We start from the raw sequence: 19,215 nt of genomic DNA, 5'->3' as shown, positions 1-19,215 counted from the left end.
GCGGCAGATACCGTCGTCGGCATGAACCTGCGGGCCGCGACGGTGCGGCGTAAACCAGTGGCCGATCTGGTCGCCGAGAGTGATCATGGCACGTTGAAGCGGACGCTCGGGCTCGGGCAGCTGACCATGCTGAGCATCGGCGCGACGCTGGGCAGCGGCATCTTCGTCGTCCTCGGCGAAGCCGTGCCGGTGGCCGGGCCCGCCGTGGTCGTCTCGTTCGTGCTCGCCGGCGTCACCGCGCTCTTCTCCGCCCTGTCCTACGCCGAACTCGCCGGGATGATCCCGCTGTCCGGTTCGTCCTACTCCTACACCTACGCCACGCTCGGCGAGCTGGTCGCCTGGGTCTGCGGCTGGTGCCTGGTCCTCGAATACGGCGTCTCGGTGGCGTCGGTCGCGGTCGGGTGGGGGCAGTACCTCAACGAACTGCTCCGGCTCGCCTTCGGATTCGCCATCCCGGACGCGCTGAGCCGGCCGCCCGGCTCCGGCGGGATCGTCAACGTGCCCGCGATCGTCGTCGTGGTGCTCGCGATGCTCCTGCTGCTGTCCGGCGCGAAGGAGAGCGCACGGGCCAACGCGGTCATGGTCGCGGTCAAGATCGCCACGCTCGTGCTGTTCTGCGCGATCGCGTTCACCGCGGTGCAGGCGCGCAACTTCACGCCGTTCCTGCCGCTCGGGCTGGCCGGGATGAGCGCCGGCGCCGCCAAGCTCTTCTTCTCCTACATCGGGTTCGACGCCGCGTCGACCGCCGGCGAGGAGGCGAAGAACCCGCAGCGCGACCTGCCGCGGGCGATCCTGCTCTCGCTCGGCATCGTGACCGTGCTGTACTGCCTGGTCGCGGTGGCCGCCGTCGGCGCGCTGCCGTGGCAGGAGTTCGACGGCCAGGAGGCGGCGCTGTCGCACGTGCTGGGGGTCGTGTCGGGCAACCCGTTCTGGGCCGGCCTGCTCGCCGTCGGCGCGCTCGTGGCGATCTCCAGCGTCGTGCTGACCGTCCTCTACGGACAGACGCGCATCCTGTTCGCGATGTCCCGCGACGGCCTGGTGCCGCCATCGCTGTCCAAAGTGGATCCGAAGTCGGGCTCGCCGCGGATCAACACCCTGGTGGTTTCGGCCTTCGTCGCCGTCCTGGCCGCGTTCATCCCCATGGGCAAGCTCGCCGACGCTACCAGCATCGGGACGCTCTTCGCGTTCCTGCTGGTCAACATCGCCGTCCTGCTGCTGCGGCGGCGCCAGCCCGACCGGCCGCGCTCGTTCCGTGTGCCGCTCTCCCCGGTCACACCGCTGCTCGGCGTGCTGTGCTGCGGCTACATGATGATCAGCCTCGACGGCGCCACCTGGGTGGTCTTCGGCGCCTGGATGGCACTGGGCCTGCTGATCTACTTCGGCTACGGCATCCGGCGGTCGAGGCTCGCATGAGGGTCGCGATCCACCAGGGCCCGTTCGACGCGCTGCCCGCCGCGGTCGAAGCGGCCGGCGCCGACCTCGTCGTCACGGCCGAGATGAGCACCACCGGCTACCACATCGGCGCCCGGACGCACGAGCTGGCCGAACCGGCCGACGGCCCGACCGCGGCCAGGATGTCCGCACTGGCGCGGAAAACCGGCGTCGCGCTCGCGTACGGCTACCCGGAGGCCGACGGCGGGACCGTCCACAACAGCGTCCAGCTCGTCGACGCGACCGGCCGGCGGCTGGCGAACTACCGCAAGACGCACCTGTTCGGCGACCTCGACAAAGCGTGGTTCACCCCGGGCGACGAGCCGGTGGTGCAGGCCGATGTCGGCGGCGTCCGCGTCGGGCTGCTGATCTGCTACGACGTCGAGTTCCCCGAGCTGGTGCGGGCGCACGCGCTGGCCGACACGGAGCTGCTGGTCGTGCCGACCGCGCTGATGACCCCGTACGAGCTGGTCGCCGACGCGCTGGTGCCGGCGCGGGCCTACGAAAGCCAGCTGTTCGTCGCCTACGCCAACCGTTGTGACGTCGAACAGGAACTGACCTACTGCGGGCGCTCCTGCGTGGTCGCCCCGACCGGCGAGGTACTGGCCCGCGCCGGGGCGGATCCCGTGCTGATCACCGCCGAAGTCACTCGCGACGCGCTCGCCGCGTCACGCCTGGAGAACACCCACCTGGCCGACCGGCGGCCCGAACTGTACCGAGGAACCACCGCATGACCTCCGCTGTCCCGACCGCGATCCACCACGACGAGCCGGCGGGCCGCCCGATCACGATGTTCGGCCCGGACTTCCCGTTCGCCTACGACGACTACCTCGCCCACCCCGCCGGGCTGGGCTCGGTGCCCGCCCACCGGCACGGCACCGAGGTCGCGGTGATCGGCGGCGGCCTGTCCGGCATCGTCACCGCGTACGAGCTGATGAAACTCGGCCTGCGGCCGGTGGTCCACGAGATCGCCGAGATCGGCGGCCGGCTGCGCACCGTGCGGTTCCCCGGCTGCCCGGACGACGTCGTCGCCGAGATGGGCGCCATGCGCTTCCCGCCCGCGTCGACCGCGCTGTTCCACTACATCGACAAGGTCGGCCTCGAGACGACGCCGTTCCCGAACCCGCTCGCCCCGGAGACGCCGAGCACCGTCGTCGACCTCAAAGGACAGAGCCACTACGCGCGGACACCGGCCGACCTGCCCGCGGTGTTCGCCGACGTCGCCGCCGCGTGGGACCGGACCTTGGCCGAGCACGCGTCGTTCGCCGAGATGCAGACGGCGATCCGCGACCGCGACGCGAAGACGATCAAGCGGCTGTGGAACGAGCTCGTCCCGAAGCTGGACAACCAGACGTTCTACGGGTTCCTCTGCGACTCCCCCGCGTTCGCCTCCTTCCGCCACCGCGAGATCTTCGGGCAAGTCGGCTTCGGCACCGGCGGCTGGGACACCGACTTCCCCAACTCGATCCTGGAAATCCTGCGCGTCGTCTACACCGGCGCCGACGACGAGCACCGCAGCATCACCGGGGGCAGCCGGCAGCTCCCCTTGCGGCTGTGGGACCACGCGCCTTCGGAAATCGCTTTCTGGCCCACGGGAACGTCGCTGGCTTCCCTGCACGAAGGCGGGCCGCGGCCGGGCGTCACGCGGCTGCACCGGACGGCGCCGAACAACATCACGGTGACCGACGCGTCCGGGCACATCCGGACGTACCCGGCGGCCGTGTTCACCGCGCAGAGCTGGATGCTGCTGTCCAAGATCGAATGCGACGAAGCGCTGTTCCCGATCGACCACTGGACGGCGATCGAGCGCACGCACTACATGGAGTCGTCGAAGGTGTTCGTGCCGGTCGACCGGCCGTTCTGGCTCGACCGCGACCCGGCGACCGGCCGCGACACGATGAGCATGACGCTGACCGACCGGATGCCCCGCGGCACCTACCTGCTCGGCGACGACCCCTCGAAACCCGCCGTGATCTGCCTGTCCTACACGTGGGCGGACGACTCGCTGAAGTGGCTGCCGCTTTCGGTGTCCGAACGCGTCGAGGTGATGCTCGGTTCGCTGCGCGAGATCTATCCCGGCGTCGACGTCCGGCGGCACATCATCGGCGACCCGGTGACCGTGTCGTGGGAAGCCGAACCGCACTTCATGGGCGCGTTCAAGGCGAACCTGCCCGGGCACTACCGCTACCAGCACCGGCTCTTCACGCACTTCATGCAAGACGAGCTAGCGGAGCGTCACCGCGGCCTCTTCCTGGCGGGTGACGACGTGTCGTGGACGGCGGGCTGGGCCGAGGGCGCGGTGCAGACGGCACTCAACGCGGTTTGGGGCGTGCTGCACCACTTCGGCGGCGAGACGCACCCCGCGAACCCAGGCCCCGGCGACTGTTTCGCGGACCTCGCCCCGATCACGCTGCCGGACTGAGCGTGCCCCGATCGTGCCACCCCGGGAGACTGAGCTGCCCGGCACCACCGGCCGTGCGACGATGGGGACCATGAACACCGAGCCGGCGCCGAGATGGCGAAGACTGGAACCGGACGAACGGAAGGAACAGATCTACGCCTGCGCGGCGCGGCTGTTCGGTGAACGCCCCTACTCCGAAGTGTCCACTTCGGACATCGCCGCGGCGGCCGGCGTCGCGCGGGGGTTGATCAACCACTACTTCGGCACGAAACGCGAGCTGTACCTGGAAATCATCCGCCGGGCGCTGACCGTGCCGCGCCTGGCCGTCGAAATCCTGCCGGACGGGCCGCTCGAACTGCGGGCCGACGTCGCCATCGAGTGGTTCCTCGACATGGTCACCAGCCAGGAGCGGATGTGGCTGGCCGCGATCGCGCCGGAGGGCATCGGGCGCGACCTCGAGGTGGAGCGCATCCTCGAAGAGGCCGACCGGGAGTCCGCCGACCGCGTGCTCGAAGCCGTCGGGCTGTCCAGCGAAAGCGAGCACGGCCCCGAGCTCAACGCGCTCGTGCGGGCGTTCGGCGGGATGGTGAAGTCCGCCGGCCGGGAATGGCTCGTGCGCGGATCCCTGACCCGCGCCCAGGTGCACCTGCTGCTGTCCAAGTCGCTCGTCACGCTGGTCGGCGAGATCTTCCCGGCCATCCAGGCGGAACCGCCGGCCCCGGACGCCCGCGGGTAGACCGAAGCCCCCGGCGCCACGAGGGGGAGGAGGGCGCCAGGGGCTCCGGGTCAGCGGACGAACCGCCGACGCACGCTCACGGTACGCCGGAGCGCTGTCAAGTCGCTGTCAACCTTCGCCGTCCGATTCGCGAAGTTCTTCGAGCCGGTGGGCGAGCCCGTCGAGGCACCTTCGGACCGCGTAGTCGTACAACTGCGCGTAGTACCCGGCGGCGAGGTCGGGATCGCCCATCAGGTCGTGCATCGCCGCGCCCAGCTCGGCCATCCCCGGCAGGTCGGCCCGCTCGCGGTACTTCGCGTACTCCTCGGTGTTGTCGATCCGCAGCGCGAGCGCGCCTTCGCGGTCGTCCTCCATGGCGACGAACTGGCACGCCGTCATCACCAGCAGGTTGTAGGCCAGCACGCTTTCGCGGCCGAAACCGGCCCTCAGGAGCACGCCGACGCCCGCGTCGATGCTGCGCGTGGCCGCTTGGACGGACGGGCCGAACAACGCGAGCCGTCGCGCGCAGCCCGGGTAGGCCCGCAGCACCGCGCGCAGGCCGGCCAGCAGGTCGGTGAACCAGTCCTGCCACGGCAGGTGCGGCTCGGGCAGCTCCAGCAGGCCGACCACCCGGTCGACCACGGCGTTCACCACCGCGTCCCGGTCGCCGACGTGGTGGTAGATCACCGCCGGATAGGCCTCGACGGCGCGGGCGAGCTCCCGCAGCGTCCAGTTGTCGAGGCCGCGTTCGCCGGTCAGGATCGTCGCCGCGCCGATGATGCGGTCGGCCGTGAGCGCCGGCAGTCCCGCCGCGGCTCGCGACCGGGGGCGCTGTCCGGTACCCGAGGATGAGGTCGGCATGGGGCGTAACGGTAACCGCACGGGTACGGCCGGTGCCAGCTCCGCACGGGTACGGCAGGATCGGGGTATGGCACGCGCACAGGCCAACGGTCTCGAGCTCGAGTACGACACCTTCGGCGATCCGGGCGATCCGCCGCTGGTCCTGGTGATGGGCCTCGGCGCCCAGATGATCACCTGGGAGGACGGTTTCTGCGAGCTGCTCGCCGGCCGCGGGTTCTTCGTCGTGCGCTACGACAACCGGGACGTCGGGCTTTCCACCTGGCTCGACGACCTTCCCGCGCCGGACCTGGCCGCGCTGGCCGGCGGCGACCTGACGACGGCGCCGTACCGCCTGTCGGACCTGGCCGACGACGCCGTCGGGCTGTTCGACGCGCTCGGCATCGCGCGGGCGCACGTCGTCGGCGCGTCAATGGGCGGGATGATCGTGCAGCAGCTGGCCATCGACCACCCGGACCGGCTGCTGTCGCTCACGTCGATCATGTCGACCACCGGCGACCCGGCGGTCGGGCAGGCCGAGCCGTGGGCGCTGGCGTTGCTGACGCGGCCGCCGGCGACGACCCGCGAGCAGGCCCTCGCCGACAGCGTCGACGGCTACCGGAAGCTCGGGTCGCCCGGCTACCCGGACGACGAGGCGTTCCTGCTGGCCAAGGCGGCGTTGCACTACGACCGCGCCCGCCACCCGGTGGGCACGCTCCGCCAGGCGGCGGCGGTGGTGGCGTCCGGCGACCGGACGGCGGGGCTGCGTTCGGTGCGGCTGCCGGCGCTGGTCGTGCACGGCGACGCCGACCCGCTGATCGACGTCAGCGGCGGCAAGGCGACGGCGGAGGCGATCCCGGACGCGGAGCTGCTGGTGATCCCGGGCATGGGCCACAACTTGCCGCGCGCGGTGTGGCCCACGCTGGTGGAAGCGATCGAGCGCGTGACGGCCCGCTAACCCGCTCACCACCTGCTGCCTCGCCCCGGCTCGGCCTCCCGGCCTGCGGAATCGGAGGCCGCCGGCCGTGTCGACTCCCCGATCACGCGAGTTCGCTCCCCAATCACGCAAGTTCCGCCTTCAATCACGCGAGTTCCGCGCCCGGTCACACGAACCGACTCTCCAGGTACGCGAGTCGACCGTCTGGGTACGCGAGTTCGCCGTTCCGGTACGCCGAACTCACGTGACCGGGTCCGGAACTCGCATGATCAGGGACGTAACTCGCGTGATTGGAGGGGTATCTCGCGTGATTGGAGAGGCATCTCGCGTGATTGGGAGGGCATCTCGCGTGATGGGGGGTCGACACGGGTCAGCTGGGTGGGGTGGCGCGGCGGGCCGCCAGGGCCGCGATGATGCGCGGGAGGCCGGCCGGGTGGAGGGGGTCGATGTCCGTCAGGTCGCGGACCCGGCGCAGGCGGTAGTCGACCGTGTTGGGGTGGACGTGCAGGCGAGCCGCCGTGCGGCGGCGGTTCGTGTCCAGCTCCAGGTACGCCGACAGCGTCTCGACCAGCTCCGGGTGCGCGTCCAGCGGGGCGAGCGCCGCCGCGAGCCGGTCGCGGGCCTCGCCAGGGCGGGTCAGCTGGTACTCCACCAGGACGTCGTCGAGGCGGTACAACCCCGGCGGACGCCCGAACCAGCGCAGCACCTCCAGCACCTCGCCCGTCCGCGCCGCCACGAGCCGGACCTCCGGCGGCGTCGCCGTGTCGGCCGCCGCCAGCACGTCCACCCCCGCCGCGCGCCCGGCCGTGTCCAGCAGCGCACCCCACTCCGAGACCGCCGACAGCCGCCCGGTCAGCGGCAGCAGCACCAGCCCGCCCGGACCGTCCAGGGACGCGAGAACGCCGTCGCCGCAGGACTGTTCGAACGCGGCCAGGAACCGCCGCAGCTTCCGGCGGATCGCGATGTCCGCGTCGACGCCCGGGGACGCCTCGTCGGCGTGCGGCCCCAGCTCGACGCTCAACACCAGGTACCGCGCCGGCAGCGTGATCCCGGCGCTGCGGGCGACGACGTCGACCGGGCCGCCGTCGGCCAGCACGGAAAGCAGCGTGCGACGCGCGGTGTGCTCCTGCCCGACCTTCGTGCGCAGCTCCTCGAGGTACCCCCGCGTGACGGCGCCGGTGATGGTGCCGACGAACGCGAGCACGCGGTCCGCGACGTCGAGCAGGTCGGCGACGTCCGCACTGCCCGCCTCGGCCGAGCCGACGGCGAAGATCTCCCGCGCCCCGACGTGGTACGCGGTCAGCACGGCCTCCAGCGGGAAGCCCTCCTCGGCGCGCCGCACCGCGGACGCGCCGATCTGCCGCAGTTCGGCGTCGTTGAGCTGCCGGTCTTCACGCAGGCTCCGGGCGAACGCGCGGACGGCCTGCTGCGTGATCCGCACGATGTCGCCGGCGAGCTCTTCCACCGGCAGCCGCCGGTAGTCCGCGACGTCGGCCTGGATGCGCGTCAGCACCCGCGCGATCAGCTCCGGCTCCTCCCGGGTGAGCCGTTCGTGGACGCGCTGGCCGCCGAGGGCCAGGTCCCCGCCGGCCTTGTGCTCCGTCACAACCGATCCCCTTGTTCTCTGCCCGGATTCCCAGTCAATCCCGGCACCCTCGGTGCCGATGGTGTCACGGAGACCAACCATCGGCACAACGTCAAGGAGGACGGCGTGCGAGTGAGGACAACGGCGTTCATCACGATCTTGGTCGCGGCACTGGCGACGACGGCGGGTACGGCGGAAGCGAGCACCGCCGGGGAGTACGTGGCGCTCGGGGACTCGGCCGCGGCCGGCCCGCTGATCCTGCCCCCGGACCTCTCGTCCCCGGGCTGCCTGCGGTCCCTGGCCGACTACCCGCACGTCGCCGCGAAGCAGCTCGGCGTCCCGCTCGAGGACGTCACCTGCTCCGGCGCGACGACCGCGGACATGTACGCGCCGCAGTCGACGGAGACCGGCCCCGTCCCGCCGCAGCTGGACGCGCTCGGCGCGGCCACCAAGACGGTCACGCTGACCATCGGCGGCAACGACGTCGGCCTGGTCGGCGCCGCGACCAGCTGCATCAACCTGCTCCCCGGCATCAACCCGGACTGCGTGGACCGCTACACCGCAGGCGGGCACGACCAGCTGGCCGAGAGGATCGCCGCGTTCGAACCGACGTGGGGCGCGCTGCTGGACGCGATCCACGCGCACGCGCCGAACGCGGACGTCTTCGTCGCCGGCTACGGCACCTACCTGCCGCGCAACGGGTGCTGGCCGGTCGCGCCGCTCACCCCGCGCGACGCGAACTACATCCAGGGCAGCATCGACAAGACGAACGCCGCCCTCGCCCGGCAGGCCGCCGCGCACGACGCTCGGTACGTCGACGTCCGGACGGCGTCGATCGGGCACGACGTCTGCAAGCTGCCCGGCGTCAAGTGGTTCGAGAGCGTGATCCCGACGGCGGTCGCGGCCCCGCTGCACCCCAACGCGACCGGCATGCGGCACATCGGCGCGCTCGTCGCGGCGGCGATCAGCGGGTGAAGTCCCAGCGGCTCGCGCCGTACGGCTCGGCACAGGCGACGCCGATCGCCCGGGTGGGCACGAGCCGGTACAGGAGCCACGGCGCGGGCCCGGCGCTCGGCGCCATGAACGGCGCCGTGTACCCGCCGCCGGTCACCGTCGCGGGCCAGCCGCCCTCGCGGTAGACGGCCGCGACTCGTTCGAGGGTCGCGGGATCGGCGACGCGCTCGGCCTCGCCCTCCAGGGTCAGGTCGAGGCCGTTCAGGCGCACCGAGACGGTGCACGCCGGGTTCGCCGCCAGGTTGCGGGCCCGGCGGGTGCCCGGCCCGCTGACGAAGTAGAGGGCGTCGTCCACCCAGATCGCGCCGACGCCGGCGGCGTGCGGCCGGCCGTCGGGGCGGACGGTCCCGACGAAGAACGTCAGGTCCTCCTTGGGGGTCTGGGTCGCGAGGAGATCGCGCGCCCTGCTCCACGGCAGCGCCGCGGACCCATTCCGGTCGAGGTTCTTGGTGTTCGTCGGCTCACTCATGCTTACGCGTCGAACGGGACGACGGCGGATCGACACGCGACGAGAGTTTTCGCGCCGCCGGGATCGTCGTCGCTGGTCGCGGGCACGATCGCCAGCTCGTCGATCCCGGCCTCCGCGTACTCCCGCGCCTTCGCGGCGACGTCCTCGCGCGAGCCCAGCAGACCCACTGTCGCGATCGCCTCGACCGGCACCGCGGCCAGCAGCTCACGCGGGTGCGGCCGCGTGTGCGCGAAGTCGACCAGGTCACCGAACCCCGCCGCGCGGAACATCTCGCAGTAGCCAGGCGCCGCCAGGTAACCCACCACGCCGCGGCGCAGCTGTTCGAGCGCCGCCGGGTCCGGATCCACCGCGCCGACCACCCACGCGGCGACCGGCGGTGGCGTAGTGCCGGCCCGCGACGCGGCCGCACGGAGACCACGCACCAGATCTCCGGCCGCGGCCGGGCTGACGAGGTTCACCACCATCCGGTCGGCGTGCCGCGCGGCGACGTCGAGCGCACGCGGGCCGAACGCCGCGATCGTCAGCGGCGACTTCGGCGCCGCCAACCGCAACCGGTAACCCTGCGAACCCACCACGGATCCGTCCACAGTGGACTTCTCGCCGGAGACCAGCTGCCGGACGGCGATCGCGGACTCCGCCAGCGCGGTCGCCGCGCGCGAACGGGACCGGCCGTGCCAGCCGCGCACCACGACGTCGCTGGACGTGCCGAGCGCGACCCCGGTGGTCCGGCCGGTCAGCGCCGCCACCGACGCGACACCCATCGCGATCGTCGCCGGATCCCGCACGGTCACCGCCAGCGGCCCGAAGGTCAGCGAAAGAGACGACGTCGCCGCACCGATCGCGGTCCCCAGAGCGAACGCGTCCCACGTCGCCATCTCGCCGATCCACAGCTCCGGGTACCCGGCGGCCTCGGCGGCGCGCGCGGTTTCGAGGGCCTCCTCCGGCGGGCGGTCCTGCCAGAGCCCCAGCGACACCGAAAGCCTCATGCGGACGCCTGCACGATCATGGTCACCACCGTAGTGAACGAGCCGCCGACGTTGAGCGTCAACGCCGTCCGCGCGCCTTCGACCTGCGTCTCGCCCGCGGCGCCACGCACCTGCCTGGCCGCGTCGCGCAGCATCCGGACGCCGGTCGCGCCGACCGGGTGACCGAGCCCGATCAGGCCGCCACCGGGGTTGATCCCGGCCGCGTCGAGGCCGCCGTCGGCGACGAACCGGCCGCCGTCCCCAGGCGGTGCGGCCCCGAGGTGCTCCAGCGCGACCAGCCCGGTGATCGTGAAGCAGTCGTGCAGTTCGACGACGTCGAGCGCGTCCGGCCCGGCCACGCCCGCACGCTCGTAGGCGTCGACGACCGCGCCGCGCAGGTGCGGGAACAGGTACTCGCCGTCAGACGCGAGCTTCTCCGCGAGCCCGATGTGGGACGTCCGGTGCCCGAACCCCGCGATGCGCGGGAACCCGCCACCGAGCCGCTGCGCGAACGCGGGCGAGGCCAGCAGGACCGCCGCGGCGCCGTCGGTGATCCGGCCGCAGTCCTGCTTGCGCAGGCTGCCTTCGATCACCGGATTGAGGTCGTCGTCGGCTCCGAAGGCTCCGGCGGGGAAGCGCCAGTCGCGGGCCTGGGCGAGCGGATTCCGTGTCGCGCGGTCGAAAGCGTGCGAAGCGAACTGCCCGAGGTGATCGGGGTCGAGTCCGTACCGCTCGTCGTACGCGGAAGCGACGTCGGCGAAGAGCGCGGGCCACGGGAACTTCGCGGCGACGGCTTCGTGCCCCGCCCAGGCGGCGGAGCCGAGGTGCTCGGCGGCCCGCTGGCCGTCGACGTTGCGCATCAGCTCGACCCCGACGACCAGCGCCAGGTCGTAGCGACCGGCCTCGATGTCCGCGCACGCGGCGAGGACGGCGGTGCTGCCGGACGCGCAGGCGGCCTCGTGCCGGGTCGACGGCACGCCGTCCAGCTCCGGGACGGCGGCCACGAGCAGCCCGCCGAGCTGGGCCTGGCCGGTGAACAGCTCCGCCGCGAGGTTGCCGACGTGCGCGACCTCGACGTCTTCGGCCGCAACGCCGGCGTCCGCGAGGGCGGCCGGGACGACCTCGGCGAACAGCTCGAGGATCCCGCGCCCCTCCTTCGCGAAGTTGCGCGCGAAGTCGGTCTGCGCCCCGCCCAGCACGAACACGCTCATGGCCTCACTCCATACTTTCCCGCAGCCGCCGCTTCAGGATCTTCCCCACCGGGTTGCGGGGCAAGGCGTCGGCGTACTCGAGCCGTTCCGGCAGCTTGAACGCGGCGACCTTCTTCTCGCGCAGGTACGCGACCAGTTCGTCGAGCGAGGGCTTCCGCGAGCCCGGCACGACGACCGCGCACACCCGCTCCCCCAGGACGTCGTCGGGCACGCCGACGACCCCGACGTCGGCGACGTCCGGGTGCCCGGCGAGCAGGCCTTCGACCTCGGCGGGTGAGATGTTCATCCCGCCGCGGATGACCAGGTCCTTCATCCGGTCGACGTACCGCAGGAACTCCCCGCGCTCACCGGCGATCTCGAAGACGTCACCGGTGCGGAAGTGCCCGTCGTCGTCGAACGACGACGTGTCCAGCGGCTCGCCCACCCGCGTCAGGTAGCCGGCGAACACCGTCGGCCCGGCGATGCGCAGCTCACCGGGGTGCCCGCGTTCGGTGACCTGCTCACCGGTGACCGGGTCGTGCAGCCGCACCGACGTCCGGCCGGCGACGGGTGTCGACCAGGTGACATCGGAGGCGTAGTGGGGGAAGTAGCTCGCCCGCTGGTCCGGGTCCGGGATGTCCACGGGACCGGACAGCAGCGCCGTGCCTTCGTTCGAGCCGAAGAAGTTGACGATGTCGATGCCGTACCGCTCGGCCCAGGTGCGCACGAGCCACGGCGAGAGCGGCGCCGATCCGGACCCGATCTTCCGCAGGGCGGAGAGGTCCACTCCGGACAGGATCTTTTCGTTGTGCAGCAGCATGGTCAGCAACGCGGGCGGCGCGAGCGTGTACGTCACGCGTTCGGCCGCCAGCTGCCCCAGGAACACCGGCAGGTCGAACGGGTGGTGCGGCACGAACACGGCGCCGGTCAGCAGCCACGGCAGGAACATCCCGCCGATGCCGGCCATGTTCGTCATCGGGAACGGGGACAGCAGGACGTCGTCGCGGGTCATCCCCGCGGCCTGGACGCAGCCACCCGCCGTCGCGAGCCAGTCGCCGTGACAGCGCGGGACGGCTTTCGGCTCGGCTTCGGTGCCGGACGTCCAGCAGATCGTCACGCAGTCGTTGACGTCGGTTTCGAGCGTGCCGAGGTAGGAGTCCAAAGTGGATCGCTCCGCTTCGGACAGTGGATCTTCGGGCCAGGCCAGGGCGCCGGCCGGTTCGTCGTCCCCCCGGGCGACGACGAACCGGACCGACGGCGCCGAAGCGCCTTTGAGCCCAAGGGCCGCCCCGGCGAGCTCGTGCTCGCCGTATCTGGATGCGGTCACCACCGCGACGGCCCCGGTGCGCCGGCACATCGGACCCATCTCGTGTTCCCGGTAGGACACCGGGAACGGGGTGACCACGGCACCGATCCGCACGATCGCGAGGAACGCCTGGACCAGGGCCGAGCAGTTCGGCAGCTGCACGGCCACTACGTCCCCTGCTCGCACCCCTCTGGCGAGCAGGAACGCGGCCAGGACGTCGACGCGTTCGTCGAGCCGGTTCCAGGTCCACCGCACCGGGTCGCGTCCGACCAGTGCGGTGGTGTTCGGTGGATCGACCAGCGCGAGACCCTCCGGGCCGGCACTGACCCGCTCCTTCACGAGCCGGTCGATCGTCTCCGCACTCCACCATCCCCGCGTCCGGAAGTCCCGGGCGCGACCCTCTCGATGGCATCTCATGAACGGAGGTTTTCCAGCTGGTCCGCCCGGACCCAGGTCGCGTGAAAACCGAGCGGAACCCGCTGGGGCAACAGGACCCTGGCCACGGGTCCGGCAGCGAGATCGGCGGCGCCGAAGATGTCCAGTTCCGAGCGTCCCTCACGCTCGTCCTGCACGAACGTCACCAGATAACCGTCCGCCGAATCGACGGATGCGCCATCGCGGGGTGCGAAGGGCGCCTCACTGCCCCACCGACCTGGACCGAACCGGTATTCGGTCTTGGAGCCGGCAAGATTGTCGTAGCGCACGAGCCCGTCGAACTTCAGTGTCGACTCGGGCGAGATGTGCACCGCGTAGGAGTACCGGTTCCCCCGGCCGACCCGGCGGGAGTCGACGGTCGGGAACTCGGTGTTGGCGTCGTCGAGCGGCGCCTCATGACACGCGCCGGTCCGCAGATTGAAGCGGTACCGGTGCAGCTGGGCGTCGAGCCGCAGGTAGGAGAGCATTTTCGCGAGCGGCGTGTGCGCGTCGGCCCGCGGGGCGGGCTTGCGCACTCGGCAGACGTCGAGGATGACCTCTTCGCCCTCTTCCCAGGCGTTGACGACGTGGTAGATGTAGCACGGGCTAGCTTCGAACCACGTGATCTGGCTACCGTTCCCGTAGCGTGGCAGAACGCCGAAGCGGCTCGGCATCGAACGGTCGAAGTGCAGCTTGTGGCGGCCCTGTTCCGCCGCGTGGAGGTCCTGGACCAGCGGCAGGTCCATCAGCACCGCGTGGTGCTCGGTGATGGCCATGTCGTGCGGCAGGCGCGGGCCGGGCAGCTCGATCTCCGTGGTCTTCACGACCCGGCCGTCCGCGCTGATCACGCCGTAGCGCAGGTACGGCGGGCGCGGGCCGTAGTCGAACCAGAACAGCTCGCCGGTGGCCTCGTCCACCTTGGGGTGGGCCATCATGTCGCCGACCAGCGTGCCGAGGAAGTCTTCGGCGCCCAGTGTCTCCAGGGAGAGCGGGTCGACGCCGTACGGCGAGCCGCACAGGTACCAGGTGGCGAGGATCCGGCCGCGGTGGAAGACGACGTCGGTGTTGGCGTTGTCCTTGAGGCCCAGGCCGTGCGTGTTGCCGAAGGGGTTGCCCTTCGGGCTCTCCATGACGCCGGTCCAGAGGCCCTTGCCGGCTTCGGACTCGGCCTCGAAGGCCTTCGTGCGGACCCAGCGGTTGCGGTAGCGCGCCTTGCCGTTCTCCAGGTGGACGGCGTGGATCATGCCGTCGCCGTCGAACCAGTGGTAGCGGCCTTCCGGGGCGAACCGCGGGTTGGGGCCGTTGCGCAGGTAGACGCCGTTGAGGTCCTTCGGGATTTCGCCGATGACCTGCAGGTCTTCCGCGTCGATCTCGGCGCTGACCGGGGCGTAGACGCCGAGCAGGTAGGGGTTGGCCTCGTCCGCGTCCGCCGTCCTGGCCACCATCAGCGGCTGTTCGGAGGTGCTGGTCATCGGGCTTCTCCCTGGATGTCGGGCTCACCGCGCTGGCTGATGGGGATGAGACTATGATTTGTGTAGTCAGGTGTCAATAGGCTTCTTCTGCTGTAGCCAGGTGTACGCTGAGGCCGCTAGTAACAAGGGGGAACGACGGTGACCGAGGCGACTGCACAGCGCGTGAGGCCCGCGGGGGATCCGCTCCGGAGAGCACTCGAACTGGTCGGTGACCAGTGGACGCTGTTGATCCTGCAAAGCTTGTTTCTTCGCTTTCGCCGCTACGAAGAACTCCGCCTGCGGCTGGGCATCTCGCCGACGGCGTTGTCCGGGCGGCTGCGGGACATGGTGGACGCGGGCATGCTCACGCGCGAGCCGTACCGGGACGCGCGGCGCACGCGCCACGAGTACCGGCTCACCGAGCGCGGCCTGCAGCTGTGGCCGCTGCTGATTTCGATCTGGGCGTGGGAGCGCGAGTGGGTCGAGGGCCGCCGCGCGGTGCTGCCGACGCTGATCCACCTCGACTGCGAGCTGGCTACATCAGCGCCCCTCGGCTGCGGGGCGTGCGGCCGCCGGGTCGACGCGCGGGATGTGCGGGCTTCGCGGCTGGACAGCACCGGTGTCGCGGCCGCGACGGCGTCCAAGCGCTTCCGCCGCAAGGACGCGGAATCCCTGGCCGGCGACCCGATGATGTTCTTCCCCGACACGATGGAACTGCTGGGCGACCGCTGGTCGACGGGGCTCTTGGTGTCCGCGTTGCTCGGCTGCCGGCACTTCTCGGAGTTCGAGCGGGAGCTGGGCATCGGGCCGAGCGTGCTGTCGGCCCGGCTGAGCAAGCTCGTCGAGGTCGGCGTGCTGCGCACGGGCACGGCGGCCACGCGGACCGACGCCCGCGACTACCGGATGACCGCGAAGGGGCTGGCGTTCTTCCCGGCGCTGGCGTTCATCGCGGAGTGGTCGCGCGGGTTCGAGGTGGCCGGCCAGGAGCCGGACATCACGCTGCACCACGTCGAATGCGGCAACCGGCTGCAGCCGATCCTGCTGTGCGACCACTGCGGCCGCCCGCTGACCCGCAAGTCGGTGCAGTTCGGCGGGGTGCCGTCCCCCCAACGCTGACGGGGTGACCAAATCGACTCGCCAAGCGGTTTGTCTGATGCCAGGCTGGAGCGGTCACACGTCGTCAGTTCCGGAGGTAAGCATGAGTGAACCGAATCCTTCGCCCAGCGGCGAGGAGGACGACGTCAAGCGCAAGTTCCGGGAGGCGCTGGAGCGCAAGCAGGCCCACAGCCGCTCGGGCGCGTCCCACGAGAACGCCGGCGGCAAGAACCAGCACGCCCACGGCCCCGCGGCCAACAAGCGGACGTTCCGCCGCAAGAGCGGCTGACCCCCAGCCTCCGAAGGCCACCGTCAGGGCACTGGATGTCCCGGCGGTGGCCTTCAGAGCGTTCAGGGCGTGAACTCGCCCAGGTGGTCCAGCACCACGAACTCGCTCGCCGGACTGGCCGCCGCCACCGCCTTCCGCAGCAGCTCCAAGCCGCCGTTCGGGTCCTTCGCCTGGCCCAGCGGCAAATCGAAGTCGTCCCAGTGCGTCGCCGCCACATGGGCAGGGTTGCCCAGCGTCCGGAGCAGGCGCGGCACGTACTGCGTCACCTTCGCGCCGCCCACCGGCACCAAAACCACGTCCGGGCGCAACCCCGCCAGCTCGGACTCGACGTAGTTCGAGCCGCCGAAGTCCAGGACGCTCGCCCCGCCGCCGGTCACCTGGTACGCCAGCGTGCCGCCCTCGACCAGGTCTTCGATCACCTTCGGACGGTCGCGGCGGGACAGCGGCCGCGAACCCGGGAACGGCACCCGCGCCCGCTCGCCGGTCGCCGAGTGCAGGGACCTCAGGACGCGGATCGAGTAACCGTCGAACGTCAGGTCCTCTCCGCCGCTCGCGATCGACAGCTGGTCTTCCGGCGCGCCCAACGCCGCCATGAGACTCAAATGGGTCTCGGTCCCGAGCACCGTCGCACCGGTGCGTTTGGCCAGGTAGGGGACGTCGGTGAGGTGGTCGTAGTGGCCGTGGGTGACGAGGATGTGGTCCGCGCGCAGCTCGCCGCGGTCGAGGTAGCCGTCGATGAGCGCCTTGTTCACCGAGAGCGGGGTGCGGGGGTCCGCACCCGCCGGCGTGTACGTGCCGGTCTTGAACCGCGTCAGCCACGGGTCGATGAGGACCGTCTTGGTCCCGGCCGAACCCGGCACGCGGATCTCCCAGCCGTTGTTCCCCCACCACCGCAGCGTCATCCGCGACGTTCCCCGGGGCGCCGAAGCCGCCGAAGCTGCCGAAACGCCGGCGAGGATCGTGGCCGCCGCCGCGCCCGCGCCGAACAGCCCCCGTCTGCTGAGTCCTGTGTTCATGACGGGCACTCGATCACGGCCTCGGCGGCGCTGTCCAAGATCGAGACGTCGGCATGTCGATATGCGGACGAGTATCGTCGCAGCGTGGACCACCTTCGTTCGCTGCGGTACTTCCTCGTCGTGGCCGAGGAACTGCACTTCGGCCGCGCCGCCGACCGGCTCGGCATCGCGCAGCCACCGCTGAGCCAGCGGGTGAAGCGGCTCGAAGCCGAGCTGGGCGCGAAGCTGTTCGACCGCGGCCGCCGCGTCACGCTCACCGAAGCCGGCGAAGTGCTGCGCGCCGAGGCCCGCGACCTGCTGAGCCGGTGGGACCGCATGACGGCGCTGGTCGCGAAGGCCGAGCGCGGCGAGATGGACGCCCTGCGCGCGGGCGTGCCGCCGGAGCTGCCGGGGCGGGTGCTCGCCGCGCTCCTGACCGCGTTCGCGACGCAGTACCCGGCCGTCCGGCTCGACCTGCAGGAGCTCACCACGGCCGAGCAGGTGCGGCTGCTGGCCGACCGCTCGCTGGACGCCGGGCTCCTGCAGCTGCCGGTGGACGTCGTCGGGCTCGACCTCGGGCCGGCCGTCGACACGCCGCTGGGCGTGGTCCTCCCCCGCGATTCACCGCTGGCGCGCCGGTCCGAGCTGACGCTGGCCGACCTCGCCGGGGAAGGCTTGGTGCACGCGCCCCGCGCGGCGGCGCCCGGGAGTTACGACGCGCTGCTGCGCACGTGCTGGGACCACGGCTTCCGCCCGGCCTCGATCCGGCACGCGCGCAACCCGGAGTTCGTGCTCGGCCTGGTCCTGGCCGGGCACGGGGTGGCGTTCGAGCCGCGGGCCCGCAAGGAACCGCGCGTGGTCTGGCGGCCCCTGGAAGGCGAGGTGCTGCGGGCGCGGACGACGTTCGCCTGGCCGTCGTCGAGCCCGCACCCGCAGGCGGCGAAGCTGGCGGAGATCGCGGCGGGGGTGCTCAGGGACGATGGGGTTTCGCGGCTGGTACCGCCGGACCCAGGTGGAGCGCGGCCGTGGGACGTGTTCTACGAACGCAGCTGATCACCGCCGCGTGAGCCGCGTTCACCCGTCCCGGTCCCGGCGCCGGCAGACCCGGCCACCGACTCCGCGCCGGATCGCCGCGATGCAGTGAATGACTCATTCCTGGCGTCCGGCGCCAGGAATGAGTCATTCACTGCGGCGAAAGCCGGACTACGCGACCGACCCGAGCCCGTCGCGGGTGCGATGCGCCGTTCGAGGAGCAGGCCGGGACAACCGCCGCAGTGCTACGAGCGCAGCTGATCCACCGCCGCGCGGGCCGCGTCGCCGATCGCGCGGTCGATGTCCGGGCGCCGCAACGTTTCCGCTCCGCCCACCGTGAACACCGCCACCGCGTACGCCCCTCCGTCCGGGTACGTCACGACCCCGATCTCGTTGCGGATTCCCGGCATCGTGCCCGTCTTCGCCGCCACCACCGCCTCCGGCGGGAACCCGGCCGTCAGCCGGTGCCAGCTCACCTGGGCCGACATCCACTCCAGGACCTGCGCGCCAGGACCCGGGTCGCGCCAGATCGCCGACAGCAACGCAGTCATCTCGCGCGGCGTAGTCGACGAAGTCCGCAGAGGATCCAACGCCCGCAACGGGATTCCGGCCGCGGTGTCGTCGATGATCGTGCGCAGCAGATCGCGCGGTGCGCCGATGACGGACGTCCGCGACAAGCCCAGCTCCGCCAGCAGCGACCGCACGTTCTCCACGCCGACCCGGTCGAACAGCAGGTCCGCGGCCGTGTTGTCCGATACCGACAACGCCAGCAACGCCGCGTCCCGCAAGCTGTACGAAACGTCGTCGGCGAAACCCGCCGAGCCGGTGCCGCCGAGCCGGTCTGCCGCCGACGCCCGCACCCGGTCCGTCGGGTCGAGCTGGCCCGCCGCCACCTGCCGGGCGAACTCGAACGCCAGCGCCACCTTCACCACGGACGCGAGCACGACCAATGAGTCGGCGTCGACCTCGACCGAACCAGGGGAATCGAGGCGGGGGGGGGGGGGGGAAAGCCCCCCCCCCCCCCCCCCCAAAAGGGCCGGAAAAAGCCCCCCAGCATGGAGGGCCAGCAACCACCCACACCCCCCCCCC

The 19,215-nt window shown here is 71.6% G+C and carries 18 protein-coding genes; 9 read left to right on the top strand and 9 right to left on the bottom strand.

Going from position 1 to position 19,215, the window contains the following annotated elements; translation table 11 throughout:
* The first annotated feature begins 21 nt into the window (after positions 1–21).
* From ACZ4TR_RS46430 to ACZ4TR_RS46415, 4 genes are all read left to right on the top strand, one after another.
* Positions 22–1,413, top strand: a complete 1,392-nt coding sequence (locus ACZ4TR_RS46430; RefSeq protein WP_465295193.1) for an amino acid permease — start codon at positions 22–24, stop codon at positions 1,411–1,413.
* Entirely contained in the window at positions 1,410–2,165 is a 756-nt protein-coding gene (locus tag ACZ4TR_RS46425; RefSeq protein WP_465295191.1) for a carbon-nitrogen hydrolase family protein, read from the top strand. Before ACZ4TR_RS46430 ends, ACZ4TR_RS46425 begins: the two co-directional genes overlap by 4 nt.
* On the top strand, positions 2,162–3,853 hold the full coding sequence (locus ACZ4TR_RS46420) for a flavin monoamine oxidase family protein (protein WP_465295189.1): 1,692 nt from the start codon (positions 2,162–2,164) through the stop codon (positions 3,851–3,853). Before ACZ4TR_RS46425 ends, ACZ4TR_RS46420 begins: the two co-directional genes overlap by 4 nt.
* Positions 3,854–3,923: 70 nt before the next feature.
* Entirely contained in the window at positions 3,924–4,568 is a 645-nt protein-coding gene (locus tag ACZ4TR_RS46415; protein WP_465295187.1) for a TetR/AcrR family transcriptional regulator, read from the top strand.
* Between the two features lie 108 nt (positions 4,569–4,676).
* Here ACZ4TR_RS46415 and ACZ4TR_RS46410 read toward each other — a convergent pair whose 3' ends face one another.
* Positions 4,677–5,408: a TetR/AcrR family transcriptional regulator gene (locus ACZ4TR_RS46410; protein WP_465295185.1), complete on the bottom strand. Its 732-nt coding sequence runs from the start codon at positions 5,406–5,408 to the stop codon at positions 4,677–4,679.
* A gap of 67 nt (positions 5,409–5,475) precedes the next feature.
* On the opposite strand from ACZ4TR_RS46410, the gene ACZ4TR_RS46405 reads away from it, so the two are divergent.
* The gene (locus ACZ4TR_RS46405) at positions 5,476–6,342 is read left to right on the top strand and encodes an alpha/beta fold hydrolase (protein ID WP_465295183.1); all 867 of its coding nucleotides are present in this window, start codon (positions 5,476–5,478) and stop codon (positions 6,340–6,342) included.
* Positions 6,343–6,691: 349 nt separating this feature from the next.
* On the opposite strand, the gene ACZ4TR_RS46400 is transcribed toward ACZ4TR_RS46405, so the two are convergent.
* Positions 6,692–7,927: a PucR family transcriptional regulator gene (locus ACZ4TR_RS46400; protein WP_465295181.1), complete on the bottom strand. Its 1,236-nt coding sequence runs from the start codon at positions 7,925–7,927 to the stop codon at positions 6,692–6,694.
* Between the two features lie 111 nt (positions 7,928–8,038).
* Between ACZ4TR_RS46400 and ACZ4TR_RS46395 the strand changes: the two genes are divergently transcribed.
* Positions 8,039–8,881, top strand: a complete 843-nt coding sequence (locus tag ACZ4TR_RS46395; RefSeq protein WP_465295271.1) for an SGNH/GDSL hydrolase family protein — start codon at positions 8,039–8,041, stop codon at positions 8,879–8,881.
* Here the strand turns inward: ACZ4TR_RS46395 and ACZ4TR_RS46390 are convergent.
* The 5 genes from ACZ4TR_RS46390 to ACZ4TR_RS46370 form a co-directional block, all read right to left on the bottom strand.
* Positions 8,871–9,389, bottom strand: coding sequence for a pyridoxamine 5'-phosphate oxidase family protein (locus ACZ4TR_RS46390; RefSeq protein ID WP_465295179.1), 519 nt, complete (start codon positions 9,387–9,389; stop codon positions 8,871–8,873). The two genes, ACZ4TR_RS46395 and ACZ4TR_RS46390, sit on opposite strands and share 11 nt — an antisense overlap.
* Before the next feature lie 2 nt (positions 9,390–9,391).
* Positions 9,392–10,375 (bottom strand): LLM class F420-dependent oxidoreductase, encoded by a 984-nt coding sequence (locus ACZ4TR_RS46385; protein WP_465295177.1) that lies wholly within the window; start codon positions 10,373–10,375, stop codon positions 9,392–9,394.
* A complete protein-coding gene (locus tag ACZ4TR_RS46380) occupies positions 10,372–11,565 on the bottom strand; it encodes an acetyl-CoA acetyltransferase (RefSeq protein WP_465295176.1) in 1,194 nt (397 codons plus the stop codon). The genes ACZ4TR_RS46385 and ACZ4TR_RS46380 overlap by 4 nt, the downstream gene beginning before the upstream one ends.
* A 4-nt stretch (positions 11,566–11,569) precedes the next feature.
* Positions 11,570–13,189, bottom strand: coding sequence for a class I adenylate-forming enzyme family protein (locus ACZ4TR_RS46375; protein ID WP_465295174.1), 1,620 nt, complete (start codon positions 13,187–13,189; stop codon positions 11,570–11,572).
* 74 nt (positions 13,190–13,263) lie between these two features.
* Positions 13,264–14,736, bottom strand: coding sequence for a carotenoid oxygenase family protein (locus ACZ4TR_RS46370; protein ID WP_465295173.1), 1,473 nt, complete (start codon positions 14,734–14,736; stop codon positions 13,264–13,266).
* Between the two features lie 138 nt (positions 14,737–14,874).
* Between ACZ4TR_RS46370 and ACZ4TR_RS46365 the strand changes: the two genes are divergently transcribed.
* Both ACZ4TR_RS46365 and ACZ4TR_RS46360 read left to right on the top strand, forming a co-directional pair.
* The gene (locus ACZ4TR_RS46365) at positions 14,875–15,831 is read left to right on the top strand and encodes a winged helix-turn-helix transcriptional regulator (protein WP_364511865.1); all 957 of its coding nucleotides are present in this window, start codon (positions 14,875–14,877) and stop codon (positions 15,829–15,831) included.
* An 82-nt stretch (positions 15,832–15,913) separates the two neighbouring features.
* Positions 15,914–16,099, top strand: a complete 186-nt coding sequence (locus ACZ4TR_RS46360) for a DUF5302 domain-containing protein (protein WP_364511867.1) — start codon at positions 15,914–15,916, stop codon at positions 16,097–16,099.
* 62 nt (positions 16,100–16,161) lie between these two features.
* Here the strand turns inward: ACZ4TR_RS46360 and ACZ4TR_RS46355 are convergent, their stop codons facing one another.
* Positions 16,162–17,115: an MBL fold metallo-hydrolase gene (locus ACZ4TR_RS46355; RefSeq protein WP_465295171.1), complete on the bottom strand. Its 954-nt coding sequence runs from the start codon at positions 17,113–17,115 to the stop codon at positions 16,162–16,164.
* Positions 17,116–17,199: 84 nt separating this feature from the next.
* Between ACZ4TR_RS46355 and ACZ4TR_RS46350 the strand changes: the two genes are divergently transcribed.
* Positions 17,200–18,147 carry a LysR substrate-binding domain-containing protein gene (locus tag ACZ4TR_RS46350; protein ID WP_465295169.1) on the top strand — a complete coding sequence of 316 codons (948 nt, stop codon included), beginning with the start codon at positions 17,200–17,202 and terminating at the stop codon, positions 18,145–18,147.
* A 224-nt stretch (positions 18,148–18,371) separates the two neighbouring features.
* Here the strand turns inward: ACZ4TR_RS46350 and ACZ4TR_RS46345 are convergent, their stop codons facing one another.
* Positions 18,372–19,157 carry a serine hydrolase gene (locus ACZ4TR_RS46345; protein WP_465295167.1) on the bottom strand — a complete coding sequence of 262 codons (786 nt, stop codon included), beginning with the start codon at positions 19,155–19,157 and terminating at the stop codon, positions 18,372–18,374.
* Positions 19,158–19,215: the final 58 nt, after the last annotated feature.

This window comes from Amycolatopsis sp. NPDC028719 (assembly GCF_055565395.1).
The sequence above is the reverse complement of the archived record's forward strand: the minus strand, read 5'-3'. Positions and strand labels throughout refer to the sequence as shown.

Coding starts and splice junctions, on each gene's coding strand:
- ACZ4TR_RS46385 (WP_465295177.1), bottom strand. CDS start 10,375: ATGAGGCTTTCGGTGTCGCTGGGGCTCTGGCAGGACCGCCCGCCGGAG.
- ACZ4TR_RS46360 (WP_364511867.1), top strand. CDS start 15,914: ATGAGTGAACCGAATCCTTCGCCCAGCGGCGAGGAGGACGACGTCAAG.
- ACZ4TR_RS46355 (WP_465295171.1), bottom strand. CDS start 17,115: ATGAACACAGGACTCAGCAGACGGGGGCTGTTCGGCGCGGGCGCGGCG.
- ACZ4TR_RS46380 (WP_465295176.1), bottom strand. CDS start 11,565: ATGAGCGTGTTCGTGCTGGGCGGGGCGCAGACCGACTTCGCGCGCAAC.
- ACZ4TR_RS46370 (WP_465295173.1), bottom strand. CDS start 14,736: ATGACCAGCACCTCCGAACAGCCGCTGATGGTGGCCAGGACGGCGGAC.
- ACZ4TR_RS46420 (WP_465295189.1), top strand. CDS start 2,162: ATGACCTCCGCTGTCCCGACCGCGATCCACCACGACGAGCCGGCGGGC.
- ACZ4TR_RS46405 (WP_465295183.1), top strand. CDS start 5,476: ATGGCACGCGCACAGGCCAACGGTCTCGAGCTCGAGTACGACACCTTC.
- ACZ4TR_RS46410 (WP_465295185.1), bottom strand. CDS start 5,408: ATGCCGACCTCATCCTCGGGTACCGGACAGCGCCCCCGGTCGCGAGCC.
- ACZ4TR_RS46425 (WP_465295191.1), top strand. CDS start 1,410: ATGAGGGTCGCGATCCACCAGGGCCCGTTCGACGCGCTGCCCGCCGCG.
- ACZ4TR_RS46430 (WP_465295193.1), top strand. CDS start 22: ATGAACCTGCGGGCCGCGACGGTGCGGCGTAAACCAGTGGCCGATCTG.
- ACZ4TR_RS46390 (WP_465295179.1), bottom strand. CDS start 9,389: ATGAGTGAGCCGACGAACACCAAGAACCTCGACCGGAATGGGTCCGCG.
- ACZ4TR_RS46415 (WP_465295187.1), top strand. CDS start 3,924: ATGAACACCGAGCCGGCGCCGAGATGGCGAAGACTGGAACCGGACGAA.